Source organism: Mesorhizobium sp. NZP2077 (assembly GCF_013170805.1).
Classification (GTDB): domain Bacteria; phylum Pseudomonadota; class Alphaproteobacteria; order Rhizobiales; family Rhizobiaceae; genus Mesorhizobium.
Window position 1 is genome coordinate 25,448 of record NZ_CP051293.1, and the last position, 15,110, is coordinate 40,557.

At 63.6% G+C, this 15,110-nt stretch carries 15 protein-coding genes; all 15 read right to left on the reverse strand.

Annotation, left to right across the window (positions count from 1 at the left end):
• Positions 1 to 24: 24 nt before the first annotated feature.
• Positions 25 to 726, reverse strand: coding sequence for a tRNA (guanosine(46)-N(7))-methyltransferase TrmB (locus tag HGP13_RS00125; RefSeq protein ID WP_172219838.1), 702 nt, complete (start codon positions 724 to 726; stop codon positions 25 to 27).
• A gap of 24 nt (positions 727 to 750) precedes the next feature.
• Positions 751 to 2,016, reverse strand: coding sequence for a methionine adenosyltransferase (metK, locus tag HGP13_RS00130; RefSeq protein WP_172219841.1), 1,266 nt, complete (start codon positions 2,014 to 2,016; stop codon positions 751 to 753).
• 168 nt (positions 2,017 to 2,184) lie between these two features.
• Entirely contained in the window at positions 2,185 to 2,604 is a 420-nt protein-coding gene (locus HGP13_RS00135) for a helix-turn-helix transcriptional regulator (protein ID WP_027032979.1), read from the reverse strand.
• 139 nt (positions 2,605 to 2,743) lie between these two features.
• A complete protein-coding gene (gene lnt, locus HGP13_RS00140) occupies positions 2,744 to 4,333 on the reverse strand; it encodes an apolipoprotein N-acyltransferase (protein WP_172219844.1) in 1,590 nt (529 codons plus the stop codon).
• Positions 4,334 to 4,432: 99 nt separating this feature from the next.
• Entirely contained in the window at positions 4,433 to 4,903 is a 471-nt protein-coding gene (locus HGP13_RS00145; protein WP_172219847.1) for a VOC family protein, read from the reverse strand.
• Between the two features lie 16 nt (positions 4,904 to 4,919).
• Complete coding sequence (locus HGP13_RS00150) at positions 4,920 to 6,014, reverse strand: hemolysin family protein (RefSeq protein ID WP_172219850.1); 1,095 nt, start codon at positions 6,012 to 6,014, stop codon at positions 4,920 to 4,922.
• 27 nt (positions 6,015 to 6,041) lie between these two features.
• Positions 6,042 to 6,542 carry an rRNA maturation RNase YbeY gene (ybeY, locus tag HGP13_RS00155; protein WP_172219853.1) on the reverse strand — a complete coding sequence of 167 codons (501 nt, stop codon included), beginning with the start codon at positions 6,540 to 6,542 and terminating at the stop codon, positions 6,042 to 6,044.
• 18 nt (positions 6,543 to 6,560) lie between these two features.
• Entirely contained in the window at positions 6,561 to 7,553 is a 993-nt protein-coding gene (locus tag HGP13_RS00160) for a PhoH family protein (RefSeq protein WP_023766987.1), read from the reverse strand.
• A gap of 83 nt (positions 7,554 to 7,636) precedes the next feature.
• Positions 7,637 to 9,046, reverse strand: coding sequence for a tRNA (N6-isopentenyl adenosine(37)-C2)-methylthiotransferase MiaB (gene miaB, locus HGP13_RS00165; protein ID WP_172219859.1), 1,410 nt, complete (start codon positions 9,044 to 9,046; stop codon positions 7,637 to 7,639).
• Between the two features lie 74 nt (positions 9,047 to 9,120).
• Positions 9,121 to 9,921, reverse strand: a complete 801-nt coding sequence (locus HGP13_RS00170) for a lysophospholipid acyltransferase family protein (RefSeq protein WP_172219861.1) — start codon at positions 9,919 to 9,921, stop codon at positions 9,121 to 9,123.
• Between the two features lie 129 nt (positions 9,922 to 10,050).
• Positions 10,051 to 10,545: a ribosomal protein S18-alanine N-acetyltransferase gene (gene rimI, locus HGP13_RS00175; protein ID WP_172219864.1), complete on the reverse strand. Its 495-nt coding sequence runs from the start codon at positions 10,543 to 10,545 to the stop codon at positions 10,051 to 10,053.
• Entirely contained in the window at positions 10,545 to 11,222 is a 678-nt protein-coding gene (tsaB, locus tag HGP13_RS00180; protein ID WP_172219867.1) for a tRNA (adenosine(37)-N6)-threonylcarbamoyltransferase complex dimerization subunit type 1 TsaB, read from the reverse strand. Before tsaB ends, rimI begins: the two co-directional genes overlap by 1 nt.
• A 95-nt stretch (positions 11,223 to 11,317) precedes the next feature.
• The gene (locus HGP13_RS00185) at positions 11,318 to 12,421 is read right to left on the reverse strand and encodes a DUF1513 domain-containing protein (RefSeq protein ID WP_172219870.1); all 1,104 of its coding nucleotides are present in this window, start codon (positions 12,419 to 12,421) and stop codon (positions 11,318 to 11,320) included.
• Between the two features lie 2 nt (positions 12,422 to 12,423).
• Positions 12,424 to 13,503, reverse strand: a complete 1,080-nt coding sequence (locus HGP13_RS00190; RefSeq protein ID WP_172219873.1) for an imelysin family protein — start codon at positions 13,501 to 13,503, stop codon at positions 12,424 to 12,426.
• Positions 13,503 to 15,104 carry a di-heme oxidoredictase family protein gene (locus HGP13_RS00195; protein WP_172219876.1) on the reverse strand — a complete coding sequence of 534 codons (1,602 nt, stop codon included), beginning with the start codon at positions 15,102 to 15,104 and terminating at the stop codon, positions 13,503 to 13,505. The genes HGP13_RS00190 and HGP13_RS00195 overlap by 1 nt, the downstream gene beginning before the upstream one ends.
• Positions 15,105 to 15,110: the final 6 nt, after the last annotated feature.

Consider the following 15,110-nt stretch of genomic DNA (forward strand, 5'->3'; position numbering starts at 1 on the left):
CGGTGGAAGGCGCCGTGTTGGCGCCTATGTCCTGACAAAGGTCATATAGGCGGGCCGCCGGCCCTCGCGAACGGCCTTCGCCTCGTAACGCGTGCCCGGCCAGCCATCGTAAGGGCGGTGCCAGTCCGCCGCTTCGGCGGCCTGCCATGCGAAGGCGCCATGCGCCCGGCAATGCAGCAAGGTCCAGTTTACATAGGTGTCGATATCGGACGCGAAGCGGAATTTTGAACCCGATTTCAAGACGCGCGCGAAACGGTCGAGATTGACCGGGCTGACGAAACGCCGCTTCCAGTGCTTCTTCTTCGGCCAGGGATCGGGATAAAGAAGGTCGATGCCGTCGAGCGAGGCCGGCGGCAGCCAGTCGAGCAGCCGGGTGGCATCGTCGTCGTGGACCCTGAGATTGGCCAGCGGCCTTGCCCGCACCGCCATCATCATCTTGGCCATGCCGTTGACGAAGGGCTCGACGCCGATGAAGCCTGTCGTCGGCGCCTCGATCGCCCGGTGCAGAAGATGCTCGCCGCCGCCAAAGCCGATCTCGAGTCGCACGGCCGAAACATCTGTCTCAAACAGAGTGCGCAGATCCGACGGCGCTTCGGCCGTCAGATCCAGCCGGTAGGCGCCAAGCCCGCTTTCCAGAGCCGCTGCCTGCTGCGGGCGAACGGGCTTGCCGCGCCGGCGACCGAAAAAAGCTTCGGTCGCACGGCTTGGCCTGTCTTGCGGGCTCATGTGGTCGCAGGTCCGTCGTGGCGCTCAGGCCGCGACGGCATCCTTGAGCGCCTTGGCGAGATCGGTCTTTTCCCAGGAGAAAGACCCGTCACGGCCAGCCTTGCGGCCGAAATGGCCGTAAGATGACGTCTTGGCGTAGATCGGCTTGTTGAGGTCGAGATGGCGGCGGATGCCTGACGGTGACAGGTCCATCACCTTTCGCAACGCATCCTCGAGCTTTGCCTCGTCGACCTTGCCGGTGCCGTGCAGGTCGACATAGACCGACAGAGGCTGGGCGACGCCGATGGCGTAGGAAAGCTGGATGGTGCAGCGGTCGGCAAGCTTCGCCGCCACGACATTCTTGGCCAGATAGCGCGCCGCATAGGCCGCCGAACGGTCGACCTTGGTGGTGTCCTTGCCGGAGAATGCGCCGCCGCCATGCGGTGCCGCGCCACCATAGGTGTCGACGATGATCTTGCGGCCGGTCAGTCCGGCATCGCCGTCCGGGCCGCCGATGACGAACTTGCCGGTCGGATTGATGTACCACATGCAATCGTCGGCAATCTTGAGGTCGCCCAGTGCCTCGCGGATGTAGGGTTCCACGACCTTGCGCACCTTCTTCGAATCCCAGGTCGCGTCGAGATGCTGGGTCGACAGCACGATCTGCGTTGCCTCGGCAGCCTTGCCGTCGATATAGCGGACAGTGACCTGGCTCTTGGCGTCCGGTCCGAGCTTGCCGGCCTCGCCATTGTTTTCGTGGCGGGCGGCGGCCAGAAGTTCGAGGATCTTGTGGCTGTAATAGATGGGCGCTGGCATCAGGTCTGGCGTCTCGCGGCAGGCGTAGCCGAACATAATGCCCTGGTCGCCGGCACCTTCCTCGCCCTGACGGTCGGCGGCGTTGTCGACACCCTGGCCGATGTCTGGCGACTGGCCGTGCAGGAGGACCTCGATCTTGGCCGTCTTCCAGTGGAAGCCCGCCTGCTCATAGCCGATCTCGCGAATCGCCTTGCGGGCGACCGACTTGAACTTGGCTGGGTTGATGATCGAATGTCCGGCCGCATCCTTGAGGATATTGCCAGCCTTGTCCTTCTTCAGCAGCGTCTCGGGGACACGCACTTCCCCGGCGATGACGACCCGGTTGGTGGTCGCCAAGGTCTCGCAGGCGACACGGACTTTCCATGGGTCCATGCCGGTCTTCTTGGCTTCGCGGTAGACCAGATCGACAATCTCGTCGGAGATCCGGTCACAGACTTTGTCGGGATGGCCCTCGGCAACGGATTCCGAGGTAAAGAAGTAGTTCTGCCGCGTCACGGGTGTCCCCTCTTGAAAAACGATCGGCAGGCTGCCGATTTTGGCGCGCCACGTGTTAGCGGGGCAAAGCGCCGCTCGTCAAGCGTTGCCGCCATTCTGGCACGACTGTCGATGTCGAAATCTTGTGCCACCGGCGGCCAATGCCGCCGGTTCGAGGCGCATTGAGGGTCAGTCGAGATCGTCCGCGGCGAGCGACTTCACCAAGTCGATGATCCTGCGACGCACCTTGACGTCGGCGATCTTGACGAAGGCCCGGTTGAGCTGAAGGCCTTCGGGACTGCCGCAGAACTCAACGGCGAAAGCCATCGACGCATCCTCCGAAAAGCCACGGCCGGCCACCGCTTCCTGGCCAGGCGCATCCTCGAAGAAGAAGGCGACGGGCACGCCGAGTATGGAGGCTATCGCCTGCAGACGGCTGGCGCCGACGCGGTTGGTGCCCTTTTCATATTTCTGGATCTGTTGAAATGTGATGCCGAGATTCTCGCCCAGCTTTTCCTGGCTCATTCCGAGCATATTGCGGCGAAGCCGGACGCGACTTCCAACGTGGATGTCGATGGGATTCGGTTTCTTCTTGTTTTCTTCTGTCATTTTTTCCTCGCCGAATTTTTTCGGCTTTGTGATTTTTTGCCCACCCAAAAAAGGCCGGAGGCGACTGCCCCAACAGTACGATCCACCGGCTTCGAGAAATTTTCAGGCGATACAGTATGAGTTTCTAATGTGTCGACTGTCAATTCACCCGTAGCCTTTGCCTTACGTTCAACAGCGCCCCCACGAGCGCAAACAGCAACATGATCAGCATTCCGTTAATGCGCCGCTGGCCCGAGGAAACGACCGTCTGTCCGGCAATCGGCACCTTCACATCGATGGCTCCGCGCGCGTTAATCGCCAACGCATCCACGATGCGTCCGTGTGGATCGACGACGGCCGAGATGCCGTTGTTGGCAGCACGCAGCAAGGGCAATCCGTTCTCCACCGCACGAATCTGGGCCTGCCTGAAATGCTGATACGGTCCCGGCGTGTCCCCGAACCAGGCATCATTGGTAACGTTCACAATAAGCTGCGCTGACGTAGCGTCAACTGCCACAAGATCGGGAAAGATCACCTCATAACAGATAAATGGCAGGGCGCGGATGCCGCGCGGCAGCGTGAGGGCATGGCGCTCGTTGCCGGCTGCGAACGTCACCGGACCGGCGACAAGCTGTGCGATGCCGAAACGGTTGAACAGGTCAGCGAAAGGCAGGTACTCGCCGAACGGCACCAGATGGACCTTATCGACGGCGTCAGCGATTTCGCCCTTGTCGTTGATCGCCACCACGGAGTTGTAATAGCGGCTGTCGGCGGCAGCCGAGCCGCCTTCCTCGCGAACAACGCCGGCGATCAGCATCTGGCCGTCGGCCAGCATGTCGCCCAGCGCCGTCAACGCGTCCGGGCGCTCGGTGAATAGGAACGGCACCGAGGTTTCCGGCCAGACAATTAGTTGTGGCTTGCCGTGACCGGGGTCCGGCGCCTTGGCGGACAGGCCGAGCAAAGTGGCGAAGATGCGGTCGCGCACCGAGGCGTCCCATTTTTCACTGAGGTCGACGGCAGGCTGGACGATGCGGACGTCCAGGCTGCGCTCCGCAGGCCTTTCAGGGGCGGTGAGCCTGACATAGCCGAACCCGACATGGGCTGATGCAAGCGCGACGAAAAGTGCGGCGCCCAGGCGAAGGTGCCGGCGTGCCGCCAGCAGCGCCGGCAATGAAAAAAGGAACACGGCAAGCACGTTCATGCCGATCATGCCGGCCACCGACACGCTCTGCATGAGAAGAGGCACCGGCATCGCCGCGTAGCCGATGGCATTCCAGGGAAAGCCGGTGAACAGGAAACCGCGCAGCCACTCGGTCAGCCCGAAGCCGAAGGCAAGGGCGGCGATGCGGCCGATATCGCTGCTCCACAGCAGCCGGGCGACCATGGTTGCGAAGCCGTAGAAGAAGGCGAGCGCGAAGGGAATGCCGATCACGGCGAAGGGCAGCGCCCAGGCAAAGTCGTCGGCCTCGACCAGCAGCGCCGAGCCGATCCACCAGAGACCAGCGAGAAAATAGCCGAAACCGAACCACCAGCCGACGGCGAAGGCCGGCCGCAGGCGCCGGAACAGGCTGCCGGAGGCCTCGCCTGTGGCGCCGTCGAGCAGCCAGACCAGCAGCGGAAACGAGATGAAACAGGCGGCGAAGAAATCGTAGGGCGCCTGGCCAAGCACCGCCAGGGCGCCAGCAAGAAACGCCACGAGCGCGCGCCGCCAACCCCAAAGCAGAATTATCCGGCCGGCAAGGCGCTCCATGCATACTTCCGAGTCGCGCGAATCAGGACGCAAGATTTATCAGCCCCCGGCCTGCGCTCCAAACGCCGACCTGTCAGCCGCCACGTCCCCACCGCCGCTCTACCTATGCCAGCCCTCGATGCGCAGGCCACTCAAGCGTTCTGCCTCTTCGCGGGGGACGGAACGGATGGGCTGGGTGAATGTCCAGACATGGCGTTCGGGATCGCGGGCCCGGTACTGGCGTTCGCCGTAGAACTGGTCCGCCGGCTCCTGGATTATGTCAGCGCCCGCCGCTCGCGACTGTTCGCAATGCGCATCCAGGGCGTCCTTGAGCCTGACATACACAGACTGCGTGTTCTTGCCCGAGACCGAAGCCGGGCTGGCGACATACTCACTCCATTCGGAATCGACGATGAGATAGCAATCGCCAAACCGCATCTCGGCATGGACCAGCTTTCCGTCGGCATCGCTGACCACCATGCTGCGCTCGAAGCCGAAAGCAGCTTCCAGCCACGCCAGCGCCGCACGGGGATCCCTGTAGAAGACCCCAGACCCCAGACTCGCGTGCTTGAAAGGGTCGTCGATCGTCATCGGGCCAGCGGAAAACTCACGCCTGTTCGGTGCGGACCGTGGCGCGCCGGCGGCGCTCGCTTTTCTGGCTCTGGACGATGCGCACGCGCTTGACGCGGCGCGGATCGGCATCGAGCACGTGGAACTCGAAGCCCGGAATAGCCTGCACCACCTCACCGCGTGCCGGCACACGGCCAAGCGTGTTGAAGATCATGCCGCCAATGGTGTCGACATATTCGCCATGTTCGCCGGCGGCGAAATCCTCGCCGATCATCTTGGCGACCTCGTCGATCTCGGCCTTGCCGTCGACGATGAAGACGCCGTCACCGGCCTGGGTGATCATCGGCTCGTCATCGTCATGCTCGTCCTCGATGTCGCCGACGACCATCTCGACAATGTCCTCGAGCGAGACAAGCCCATCCGTACCGCCATATTCATCGATGACCAGCGCCATCTGCGTGCGCGTCGTCTGCATGCGGCCCATCAGGTCGGAAGCAAGCATCGATGGCGGCACGAACAGAACCTGGCGGATCAGATTGAGCTCGCCGATGGTGCGGGCTAGGTCGACCTGGGCGAGATCCAGTTGCGTGGCGACGGGGGTCTTTCTGGTCGTGCGGCCCTTCTTGACGCGCGCAAGCTTGGTGATGTGGGCCAGCACGTCGCGGATATGGACCATGCCGCGCGGATCGTCGAGCGTCTCGGAATAGACCGGCATGCGGGAATGGCCGGATTGCTCGAAGGTGCCCAGGAGGTCGCCGAGCGTCGTGGTGATCTCGACCGCCTCGATGTCGGCGCGCGGCACCATGACGTCCTCGACGCGCACTTCGCGCAGCCGCAGGATGTTGTTGAGCATGGCGCGCTCGCCAGGCGAGAAGGATTCGGCGTCGCTCGCCGTCTCGGCCAGCGCGCCGGCGATTTCTTCACGCAGGCTGGTGCCGTTGCGTTGCCTGAACAGGCCCAAAACGCGTTCGAACAAGGAGGGTCCGGCGGGCGAATGCTCGCTGGCAGCGTTGCCGGTGTTGGCAACAGCAGGGGTAACGGTACTCGGACTTGATCCCTCTTCCGACGTATCGGAAGCCTTGGGCGTACTGCCGGCGTCGGGGCGGGCGGCAGTTTCTGGTTTGTCGTTCATCGTCGTCCGGTCAATTGTCAGATGTAGTTACGCGTAGGGATCGGGAATGGCAAGCCTTGCAAGGGCTGCGCGTTCGATGGCTTCCATCTCCTCGGCCTCGGCGTCGGTCTCGTGATCATGGCCCAGCAAATGCAGCAGACCGTGGATGACGAGATGGGTGATATGGTTCTGCACCGGCTTGTCTTCCAGTGCGGCTTCGCGTGAAACCGTCTCGGCCGCGAGCACGATATCGCCCAGCATCGGCGGCAGTGGGCCGCCTCGTGCAAACGGAAAAGCCGGAAAAGACAAGACGTTGGTGGGTTTGTCCTTGCCGCGCCAGTCGGCATTAAGGGTCCGGATATGGGCGTCGTCGGAAAAAACGATGCTGAGTTCGGAACGGCCGGTGACACCGGTCTCGGCGAAAGCAGCGTCAACGGCGCGGTCGACCAGCCGCGTCAGGCTGGCCTCATCGGGCCAGTCGCCCGCTTCGACCGATATATCGATGTCGACGGGAAGATTCCCGTCGCCGGATATTTTGTCCTCAGGCATGAAGCCGCATCGTCAAGATCAATTCTCGGCGCCTAGGCCGCGGGCCAGTTTGGCGTCGCGGTCATAGGCCCTGACGATTTCCGCCACCAGCGGATGGCGAACGACGTCGATATCGTTGAAGCGCACGGTGACCGCGCCGGCCACGCCGTCGAGGACACGTAAGGCTTCGACCAGGCCTGATTTGGTGCTCGGAGGAAGGTCGATCTGAGTCGGATCGCCGGTGACGATCATGCGCGAGTTCTCGCCGAGACGGGTGAGAAACATCTTCATTTGCATCGGCGTGGTGTTCTGCGCCTCGTCGAGGATGACGGCGGCATGCGCCAGCGTGCGGCCACGCATGAAGGCGAGCGGCGCGATTTCGATGACTTCGGCGGCAATGGCGCGCTCGACCTTGTCGGCCGGCATCATGTCGTAGAGCGCGTCATAGAGCGGCCGCAGATACGGATCGACCTTTTCCTTCATGTCGCCAGGAAGGAAGCCCAGCCGTTCACCGGCCTCGACAGCCGGCCGCGACAGGATGATGCGTTCGACCATACCGCGTTCAAGCAGCATCGCTGCATGCGCCACCGCCAGATAGGTCTTGCCGGTACCGGCCGGACCGATACCGAACACCAGTTCCGACCGTTCCAGCGCCCGCATATAGGCGTCCTGGTTGAGCGAACGGGCATAGATGGTCTTCTTGCGGGTGGCTATCTGGGCAGCGGAGACCTTGCCCTTGCGTTCCAGCGTCGGCAGCGTCAGCTGATCGTCGGCGGCGACCGCCATGCGCACGGCGCCATCGACGTCGGACTGGCCGATATCGACGCCCTTCTGCAGAATCCCGTAGAGATTGTCCAAGGCGCGGCGCGCCTGTTCGGCGGCAGAAGCGGACCCCTTGATGGTCAGCTGGTTGCCGCGCGAGCGGATATCGACCCCGAGCTTCTGCTCGAGCCGGGCGAGGTTCTCGTCGAACTGACCGTAAAGGGCGCTGGCAAGCTTGTTGTTGTCGAAAGTCAGAACGATGTGCGCCATGTCAGAAGCCCCAGATGCCGGTACCGGGGGCAGGTTCTTCAGCTCTGCTGCGCTCAACCGTCTCTCCTCATCTGCCGAGACCATCAGGCCAATTCGGCGAACAGGCTGTTGTAGCCCGTCTTCGTGATTCGCACCTGGATAATGTCACCGATTTCGCCGGCCTTTTCATCAACAATAACCGGCTGCAGCCAAGGTGAGCGGCCGACCTTCTGTCCGGCCTGCCGACCAGGCTTCTCGATCAGCGTGTCGATGGTGCTGCCGACAAGGCTCAAGCCGAAATCCTGCTGCTGTTTCAACAGCAGCGCCTGCAGGCGCTGCAGGCGCTCGTCCTTGACCGTTTCCGGCACGTGGTCGGCCATCTCGGCGCCCGGCGTGCCGGGGCGCGGCGAATATTTGAACGAAAAGGCCGAGGCGTAGTTCACCTGGCGCACCAGCTCCATGGTCGCTTCGAAATCGGCCTCCGTCTCGCCGGGGAAGCCGACGATGAAATCGCCGGACAGCGCGATATCCGGCCGGGCAGTGCGGATGCGGTCGAGCAGCGCCAGATAATCGCTGGCCGTATGCCGTCGATTCATCGCTTTGAGGATGCGGTCGGACCCCGATTGCACCGGCAGATGCAGATAAGGCATCAGCGACGGCAGGTCGCGGTGGGCAGCGATCAGTTCGTCGTCCATGTCGCGCGGGTGGCTGGTGGTGTAGCGCAGACGCGCCAGTCCGGGGATTTCGGCCAGCCTGAACAACAGGCGGCCAAGGCCCCATTCCTCGCCATTCTCGCCCTGGCCATGCCAGGCATTGACGTTCTGGCCAAGCAGCGTCACCTCGCGCACGCCGGCATCGGCCAGGCGTTCGGCCTCGGCGACGATCTGCGCCACCGGCCGCGATACTTCCGACCCCCTGGTATAGGGCACGACGCAGAAGGTGCAGAACTTGTCGCAGCCTTCCTGCACGGTGAGGAAGGCGGTGACGCCGCGCTTGATGACCTCGGCGCGCTTCGGCTGTGGCAGATGCTCGAACTTGTCTTCTATGGCGTAGTCGGTCTCGACGATCTTTTCGCCGTTGCGGACTCTCGCCAGCACGTCGGGCAGACGGTGATAGGTCTGCGGCCCGATGACCAGATCGACGGCCGGTGAACGCCGGATGATCTCCGCACCCTCGGCCTGCGCCACGCAGCCGGCGACGCCGATCAGCAGTTCGCGACCAGCAATAGCGCGCTCCGCCTTCATGTCGCGGATGCGGCCGAGCTCGGAATAGACCTTTTCCGCCGCCTTCTCCCTGATGTGGCAGGTGTTGAGCAGCACCAGATCGGCCTCGTCGATGGCGTCGGTCGCGGTATAGCCGTCGGCGGCCAGCGCATCGCCCATGCGCTGTGAATCATAGACGTTCATCTGGCAGCCATAGGTCTTGATGAAGACCTTTTTCGCTGCCGCGGCGCGCGCACCCGGCTTGCCGGCCACGGTGGCGATGTCGTCGCTTTCAATCGTGTTCAAGTCCATCCGGCGGCTTCTAACGCCTTTCCGTGACAAAAAACAGACGATTCTCGGTATGCGCCTGCAGGCCTGTGCCGGGGCTAGCGGCTCGGACGCGGATCGGCGAGTGCCGCCCGCATCATCTCGCGCACCTGGCTTTCCATCAGCCTGGCCGTTTCCTTGCGGTTCGAGCCCTTGGCAAAGGCGATCGGCTCTCCAAAATGCACCTCGACGTCGAGCGCGCCTTCCGCCATTAGCACCTTGAGATGCGGCATCAAATCCTCGTCGCCGATCCAGGCCGAGATCGGCCGATGGCGGCGGCCGAGCGGCACGCCGTGCAGGCGCGTATAGGCGATCGCCACCGGCTGGATGAACACCTGCTCGGCCGCACCCTCCGAAATCGCCATCGAGGCGGCGCCGAACAGCGTGCTTTTGAACGGCAGGACGGCGTTGCCGTCACCGGTCGAGCCCTCGGCAAACAGCACCATGGCATCGCCCTTGGCCATGCGGCTGGCGATCTCGCTCGCCTGGTCGCCCGAGGAACGTTTGCGTTCGCGCTCGATGAAGACGGTACGCTGCAGTTTCGACAGCATGCCGATCAGCGGCCAGCCTTCCATATCGGCCCTGGCGATGAATTTCACATCGGCAAAAGAGCCCAGCACCATGATGTCGGTCCAGGAGATGTGGTTTGCGGCAACCAGCAAGGGCCGTTTGTCGGACAGTGCCCCGTTGACATGGACGCGCATGCCGAGCGCCCTGAGGATCAGCCTGTGCCAGATCTTGAGAATGACCGTTTCCGGCCACCAGCTGGTCTTCATCGACAGTATCTGCAATGGCACCAGGACCAGCGAACCGGCGACGACAAGGCCCAGGGCCAGGAAGATCCTGATTTTTCCGATCATACTGTCCTGGCCTTATCATTACAGCGCCGCGCGTCCTCTTGGACGCGCAAAGGACGCTGTAACGCTTTAATTTTGGCGCATGATCCTTTCCGAAAATCGGACCGATTTTCGGGGTCATGCGGCGTCTGGCTAGCGAAGATCGCGGCGCATGACAAGCGCGCCGGTCGGACCGCGGTCGGGCGACTTGTAGTAATCCGGACGCTTGCCGACTTCGCGGAAGCCCAGTCGACGGTAGAGGGCGATCGCGGCGACATTGGTCTCGTCGACCTCGAGGAACAGCGCTTCGGCGCGCTGCACATGCAGTTCGCGCAGCACCGCATCCATCAACTGCCAACCCAGTCCCTGGCGGCGATGGGATCGCGCCACCGCGACGGTCAGGATTTCGCCCTCGCCGGCGGCCAGCCGGGCCAGCACGAAGCCGACCGGCGGCTTGGCGCCCTGCCCGGTTTCACGCGCGGCGTAACCGAACACGGTGTCCTGCTCGAGCAGGGCGGCGAATTCGCCATCGGTCCACGGGCGGACAAAGTCCTCGCGATGCAGCACCGAGACCGCAGGGCTGTCGGTGATCCTGAGCGGCTCGAGCGCATAATCCCGGCGCCGCGATTGGAGAAAAGGTATGCGCATTATTTCTCTTGCCTTGAAAGAATAAATCCGGCTTGCGGCTTGGCATCCGCGCCGCGCAAATACAGTGGTTTCGGCCTTTCGCCCTCGCCCTTGGCGGCGGCCAGACGTGCATATGTGAAAATGTCGGCGGTCGCCGTCTGAGGCCCGATATCGAAACCACGCCCGGTCAAGGCCGCGATCTGCACTGCCGCCGTGCCGGCCAGCACCACAGAGTTCTCCATCGCCAAGGCAGTGGCTTCCGGCAATGTCGTCACCGCTGGTCCGTAAGTCAAAACTAACGCTTTGTCGTAAAGCGCGGCATGGATCTCCTCACGCCCGGCATCGAGCGCCGCCAGGACTGCACGGCCGGAAAAAGCCGCTGCCGCTTCCGCCGCGAGTGCTTCGAGCGTTGTCACGCCGATCGCCGGAATTTTCAACGCCAGCGCCAGACCACGCGCGGTCGACACGCCGACGCGCAGGCCGGTGAAGGAACCGGGACCGACAGAGACGGCAATGGCGCCAAGGCCGGCATAGTCGGTTTCGCCCGCCTTCAGCGCCTCGGCGATGACGGCCATCAGATGCTCGGCATGGCCCTTGCCGAGATCGAGCACCGAGCGGCCAAGCTCCAGCCCAGCCGCCGCGTCGTAGACGCAGGCGGCGCAGAGGCTGGCGGCACAGTCGATGGCAAGCACTTTCATGAAGGCGACCGGTTCCGAGAAACACCTCCCTGTGCCCGCCAAGGCGCGCCACCGCAAGCATAATTTGTTAAGCGGCTTCGCTTCCCAGCGCGCTATCAGACCTGTTCGATGCGCAGCATGTGGTTGTCCCAGACATAGTCCGGTTCTACCCGTGTCGCGCCGCTGCCCTCGATGATCTCGCCGGCGCCCGTGGTGGCCATGAAGCCCGATCCGTCTGGTGCCAGGCCGCAGACCTCGACCAGCGCGCTGGACGAGACGACCCGGCCACTGGCCGCGTCGATCACCACAAGCGAATTGCCTTCCGGCGACGAGACGGCGACGGTGCCGGCCGTCGGATTGGCAGCGACCGAACCGATATAGTTGCGAAAGCTGGACAATACGTCCTGCGGCATGTCGAGAAGCTGCAACTCCTTGCCGCGCGCGGCGCGGCCGACCAGCAGCGGACGATCGGTGCCCGGCCCCCGATACTGGCAGCCGAACCAGACGGTGCCCGACGGGTCGGTGTCCATATGGCGGATCGACAGCTGGTGCAGGGAAGCCGGCAATTCATGCTTTTCGATCAAGTCGCCAGAGACGCGATCGATGAGCACATAGGACGGTTTCATGGTCGCGATGTTGAGCTCGGCGCGGCCGTAGTCCGGATGGGTCTCGATGCCGCCATTTGCAACCGCGATCGTCCTGCCGTCGCCCATGAGCAGGAGCTCGTGCGGCCCCATGCCGTAGGTCGGGAATTCGCCGATGCGGCTGAATTTAGCCCGCGCATCATAGACGCCGACGACGCCGGCGGCGTTGTCGAAATCGTTCTCGGTCGCATAGAGCAGCGCGCCGTCGGGTGAGAACACACCGTGGCCAAAGAAATGCCGGCCGGTGACGCTGGCGATGGTCAGCGGGGCGTCGCGCCAGGTGTGATCAAACACGACGGCGAAGGTTCCGGGCTGGCGGGCGAAGACCACCGAACGCTTCGAGATGGGATCGAAAGTGACATCATGGCCGCGATCGGGCAGGTCGATCGCATGCAGCAGCTTGCCGGCCTCGGACAGAACGGCAGCGCCAAAACTGCCGTCGCGCTTGACGAAGGCGGTGGCGAAGACGGCATCCGCCGCAAGCGTCTTTGCCCAGGCAGAAGGCGCGATTGTGGCGGCAAAGCCGATGCCTGCGGCTCTGAGGAAATCCCGGCGATCGATGAGAGGCGTCTTCAAGATTAGTCACCATCCAGCGAGGAGAACCCGGCGGTCAAGCCGAATTCGGCGGTCAGCCTGGTGCCGATCAGGGTCGACAGGCTGGAGGTGATCAGCGCGAAATGTTCGAGTTTTTCGCGCAGCGCCGGGTCGGCGAGTGCCTTGTCGATCGGGCCCTGGATGGACTTCGCGGTGGCGACGCCGTTGGCCAGCTGGATATGGATCGATTCCGCCATCCAGCGCGCATCTTCAGGCAAGGCATCGCCAAGCTTGGATGCCTGGAACAGCGCATCGATGCCGGCGAGATTTCCCGCCAGCGAATTGGTGGTGTTTTGCGAACGCCAGTAGATCGCCTGCTTCGGCTTGTCCGCCTCGGGCTTGCCGCCGAGAAAGCCTTTCAGGCGGACATCCCTTACCATCTCCAGCTCGTTGATGAAGACACCCACCAGTTCGGTGACCGCTTCGTTACCGTCGCGGTAGAGGACGTTCTGCGGCCCCGGATTGGCCCAGAGTGCGGCAAAACCATCCGGCTTGTTCCAAGCTGCGCTGACTTCGCCGGCCATGGTTTCGATGTTGCCGGCAACCGCCGCGGCATAGACGCAGCGATAGGGATCATCCTTGCCCGCCAGTGCGTCGGCGCCATCGCCGTAGAGCACGAATTCCAGCGCGCCGAGCCCTTGCATGGCAACGCTCTTGCCGGCCAGCTGTGCTGGATCGGTGGCGGTCGGGTCCTTGTCCGCCAGCGCCGCCTGCACCTGTTTCAGGCCGATGCTCTTGCGATCCGGCCAGAACAGCATGCGCTCCAGACGATTGTTCTCCTTGATCGGTCCAAGCCCGATAATCTCGGCCGATGACCAGGCGTAGACCGTGGCCGAAAATGCAGCCCGCGCCGCGTCGAGTTCCCCTTGCGAAGGCGCTTCGCAGAGCTTGTGCATCGCCTTCGTCAGGGTTTCGGCACGCTGGTGCAGATCGGCATAGGCCAGCCTGACAAAGCCGTCGATCGCCCGCTGGATGATGTCGGAGGCTTTCACCGCCGCCGATGCCGGGAAAGCGCCCAGCAGAACCAGCGGCAGAACGAGAACCAGTGCGGAACGCTTCAGCATTAGAGTGACTCCAGCAATTTGAGCAGCGCATCGCGCTCGGCCGCGCGGGCGGCGGCAAAGCGGTCGCGCGCCTTTTGCGCCTCACCACCATGCCACAGGATCGCTTCGGTCAGGCTGCGCGCGCGTCCGTCGTGCAGGAAGAAAGAGTTGCCGTTGACGGTCTCGGTGAGGCCAACACCCCACAGCGGCGGGGTGCGCCATTCGCTTCCCGTCGCCTCGCCCGCAGCCTGGCCGTCTGCCAGGTCGGAACCCATGTCGTGCAGCAGGAAGTCGGAGTAGGGCCAGATCAGCTGGAAGGCCTGCGCCTTGTTGGGCGCGTCGCGGCGGGTGACGAATTTCGGCGTGTGGCAGGATACGCAGCCGATTTCATAGAAGACCTTCTTGCCGGCGAGCACATCAGGCGCAGCGAGATCGCGGCGTGCCGGCACGGCGAGGTTCTGCGAATAAAAGGTGACGAGGTCCATCACTGGCGGCGGTGCCTCGACCGATCCGAGCCGAGCCTGCACGCCATTTGGCATGGCGAGACATCTTGCTTCGGCGGCGGCGCAGTCGCCCCAGTGTTTTGGTTCTTCCGGCGTCGAGATGCCGATGTCGCCGGCAAAGGCGTCCGCCGCCTGCTGGCGGATCGATGCGGTCTGCGCCTTCCAGCCGAAACGGCCAAGCGTCAGGTCCCCGCTCAGGCCGTCACGCACGATGTTCGGCCTGCCGGAAATGCCATCGCCGTTTCGATCGTCCGGATCGGCATTGGCCAGAATGTCAGCCGGCGCGATCTGCTCGATCAGGCCAAGGCCGATCATCGGCGGCGTCAGGCGCGGCGACAGCGTGGTGTGCCGATCAAGCGGCCCATAGGCAAGATCGGTGACGGAGTAGCCGGGTTTGCGCAGGGAAACCACCGTGCCGTCCGTCAGTTCCACTTTACGCTCTTGGTAGTCGACACGCATACGGCCTTCGCCACGCAGGCCAGGCACCGCAAGTTCCTGCAACTGCGTGCCATAGACCGGGTCGGGAAAATTGAGCAGCTGGTGGCTGGCAAGGGCTGCTTTCTCCTCGGCGTTGCTGGCATCTCGCGCCAGCCGCAGGAACATCGAGGTGGTCCCGGTATCGCCTTGCGGTGGGCGGCCGCGGCCGTCCTTCAGATGGCAGTTCTGGCAGGCGCGCTCGTTGAACAGGGGCCCAAGCCCATCCGAGGCCTGCGTCGAGGATGGCGACGAGACCCAGTTCTTGCGGAACAAAGCGTTGCCGAGCTTGAAAGTGCCCTCGTCCTCGAAAGAGATGTTGGCCGAGGATTGCGAGAAGGCGTCTCGGTCAACGACCTTCTGCGAGGTGCCGGCGCCACCTTGCATCAGCTCGAACGGCTCGGGTTTTGAGAAATCCGTGGTCGGCCTGGTAACGGCGATGACGCGCGCCTGATCCCTGGCATTGAGGTCGCTGCGCGTGGTGGCTAGCCCCGCCGGCTGAAGCTCGCCGGCAATCGCGGACGATGTCAGCGCCAACGCAAGAATGGTGCAGCGCCGACGAGCCGGTCCGGCTGGTCTTTTCAGGAGAAGAGGCGAGCCGGCGGCCCGCCGCAAGCGGCGCAGGAATTCTAGCAGGCGCCGCATTCCAGC

Excerpts from the sequence above, each read along its gene's own strand:
- lnt (WP_172219844.1), bottom strand. The coding sequence starts at position 4,333 with ATGGAGCGCCTTGCCGGCCGGATAATTCTGCTTTGGGGTTGGCGGCGC.
- HGP13_RS00160 (WP_023766987.1), bottom strand. The coding sequence starts at position 7,553 with ATGGCGCACATCGTTCTGACTTTCGACAACAACAAGCTTGCCAGCGCC.
- HGP13_RS00195 (WP_172219876.1), bottom strand. The coding sequence starts at position 15,104 with ATGCGGCGCCTGCTAGAATTCCTGCGCCGCTTGCGGCGGGCCGCCGGC.
- HGP13_RS00145 (WP_172219847.1), bottom strand. The coding sequence starts at position 4,903 with ATGACGATCGACGACCCTTTCAAGCACGCGAGTCTGGGGTCTGGGGTC.
- tsaB (WP_172219867.1), bottom strand. The coding sequence starts at position 11,222 with ATGAAAGTGCTTGCCATCGACTGTGCCGCCAGCCTCTGCGCCGCCTGC.
- miaB (WP_172219859.1), bottom strand. The coding sequence starts at position 9,046 with ATGGACTTGAACACGATTGAAAGCGACGACATCGCCACCGTGGCCGGC.
- HGP13_RS00135 (WP_027032979.1), bottom strand. The coding sequence starts at position 2,604 with ATGACAGAAGAAAACAAGAAGAAACCGAATCCCATCGACATCCACGTT.
- HGP13_RS00190 (WP_172219873.1), bottom strand. The coding sequence starts at position 13,503 with ATGCTGAAGCGTTCCGCACTGGTTCTCGTTCTGCCGCTGGTTCTGCTG.
- rimI (WP_172219864.1), bottom strand. The coding sequence starts at position 10,545 with ATGCGCATACCTTTTCTCCAATCGCGGCGCCGGGATTATGCGCTCGAG.
- HGP13_RS00170 (WP_172219861.1), bottom strand. The coding sequence starts at position 9,921 with ATGATCGGAAAAATCAGGATCTTCCTGGCCCTGGGCCTTGTCGTCGCC.
- HGP13_RS00150 (WP_172219850.1), bottom strand. The coding sequence starts at position 6,014 with ATGAACGACAAACCAGAAACTGCCGCCCGCCCCGACGCCGGCAGTACG.
- ybeY (WP_172219853.1), bottom strand. The coding sequence starts at position 6,542 with ATGCCTGAGGACAAAATATCCGGCGACGGGAATCTTCCCGTCGACATC.
- HGP13_RS00125 (WP_172219838.1), bottom strand. The coding sequence starts at position 726 with ATGAGCCCGCAAGACAGGCCAAGCCGTGCGACCGAAGCTTTTTTCGGT.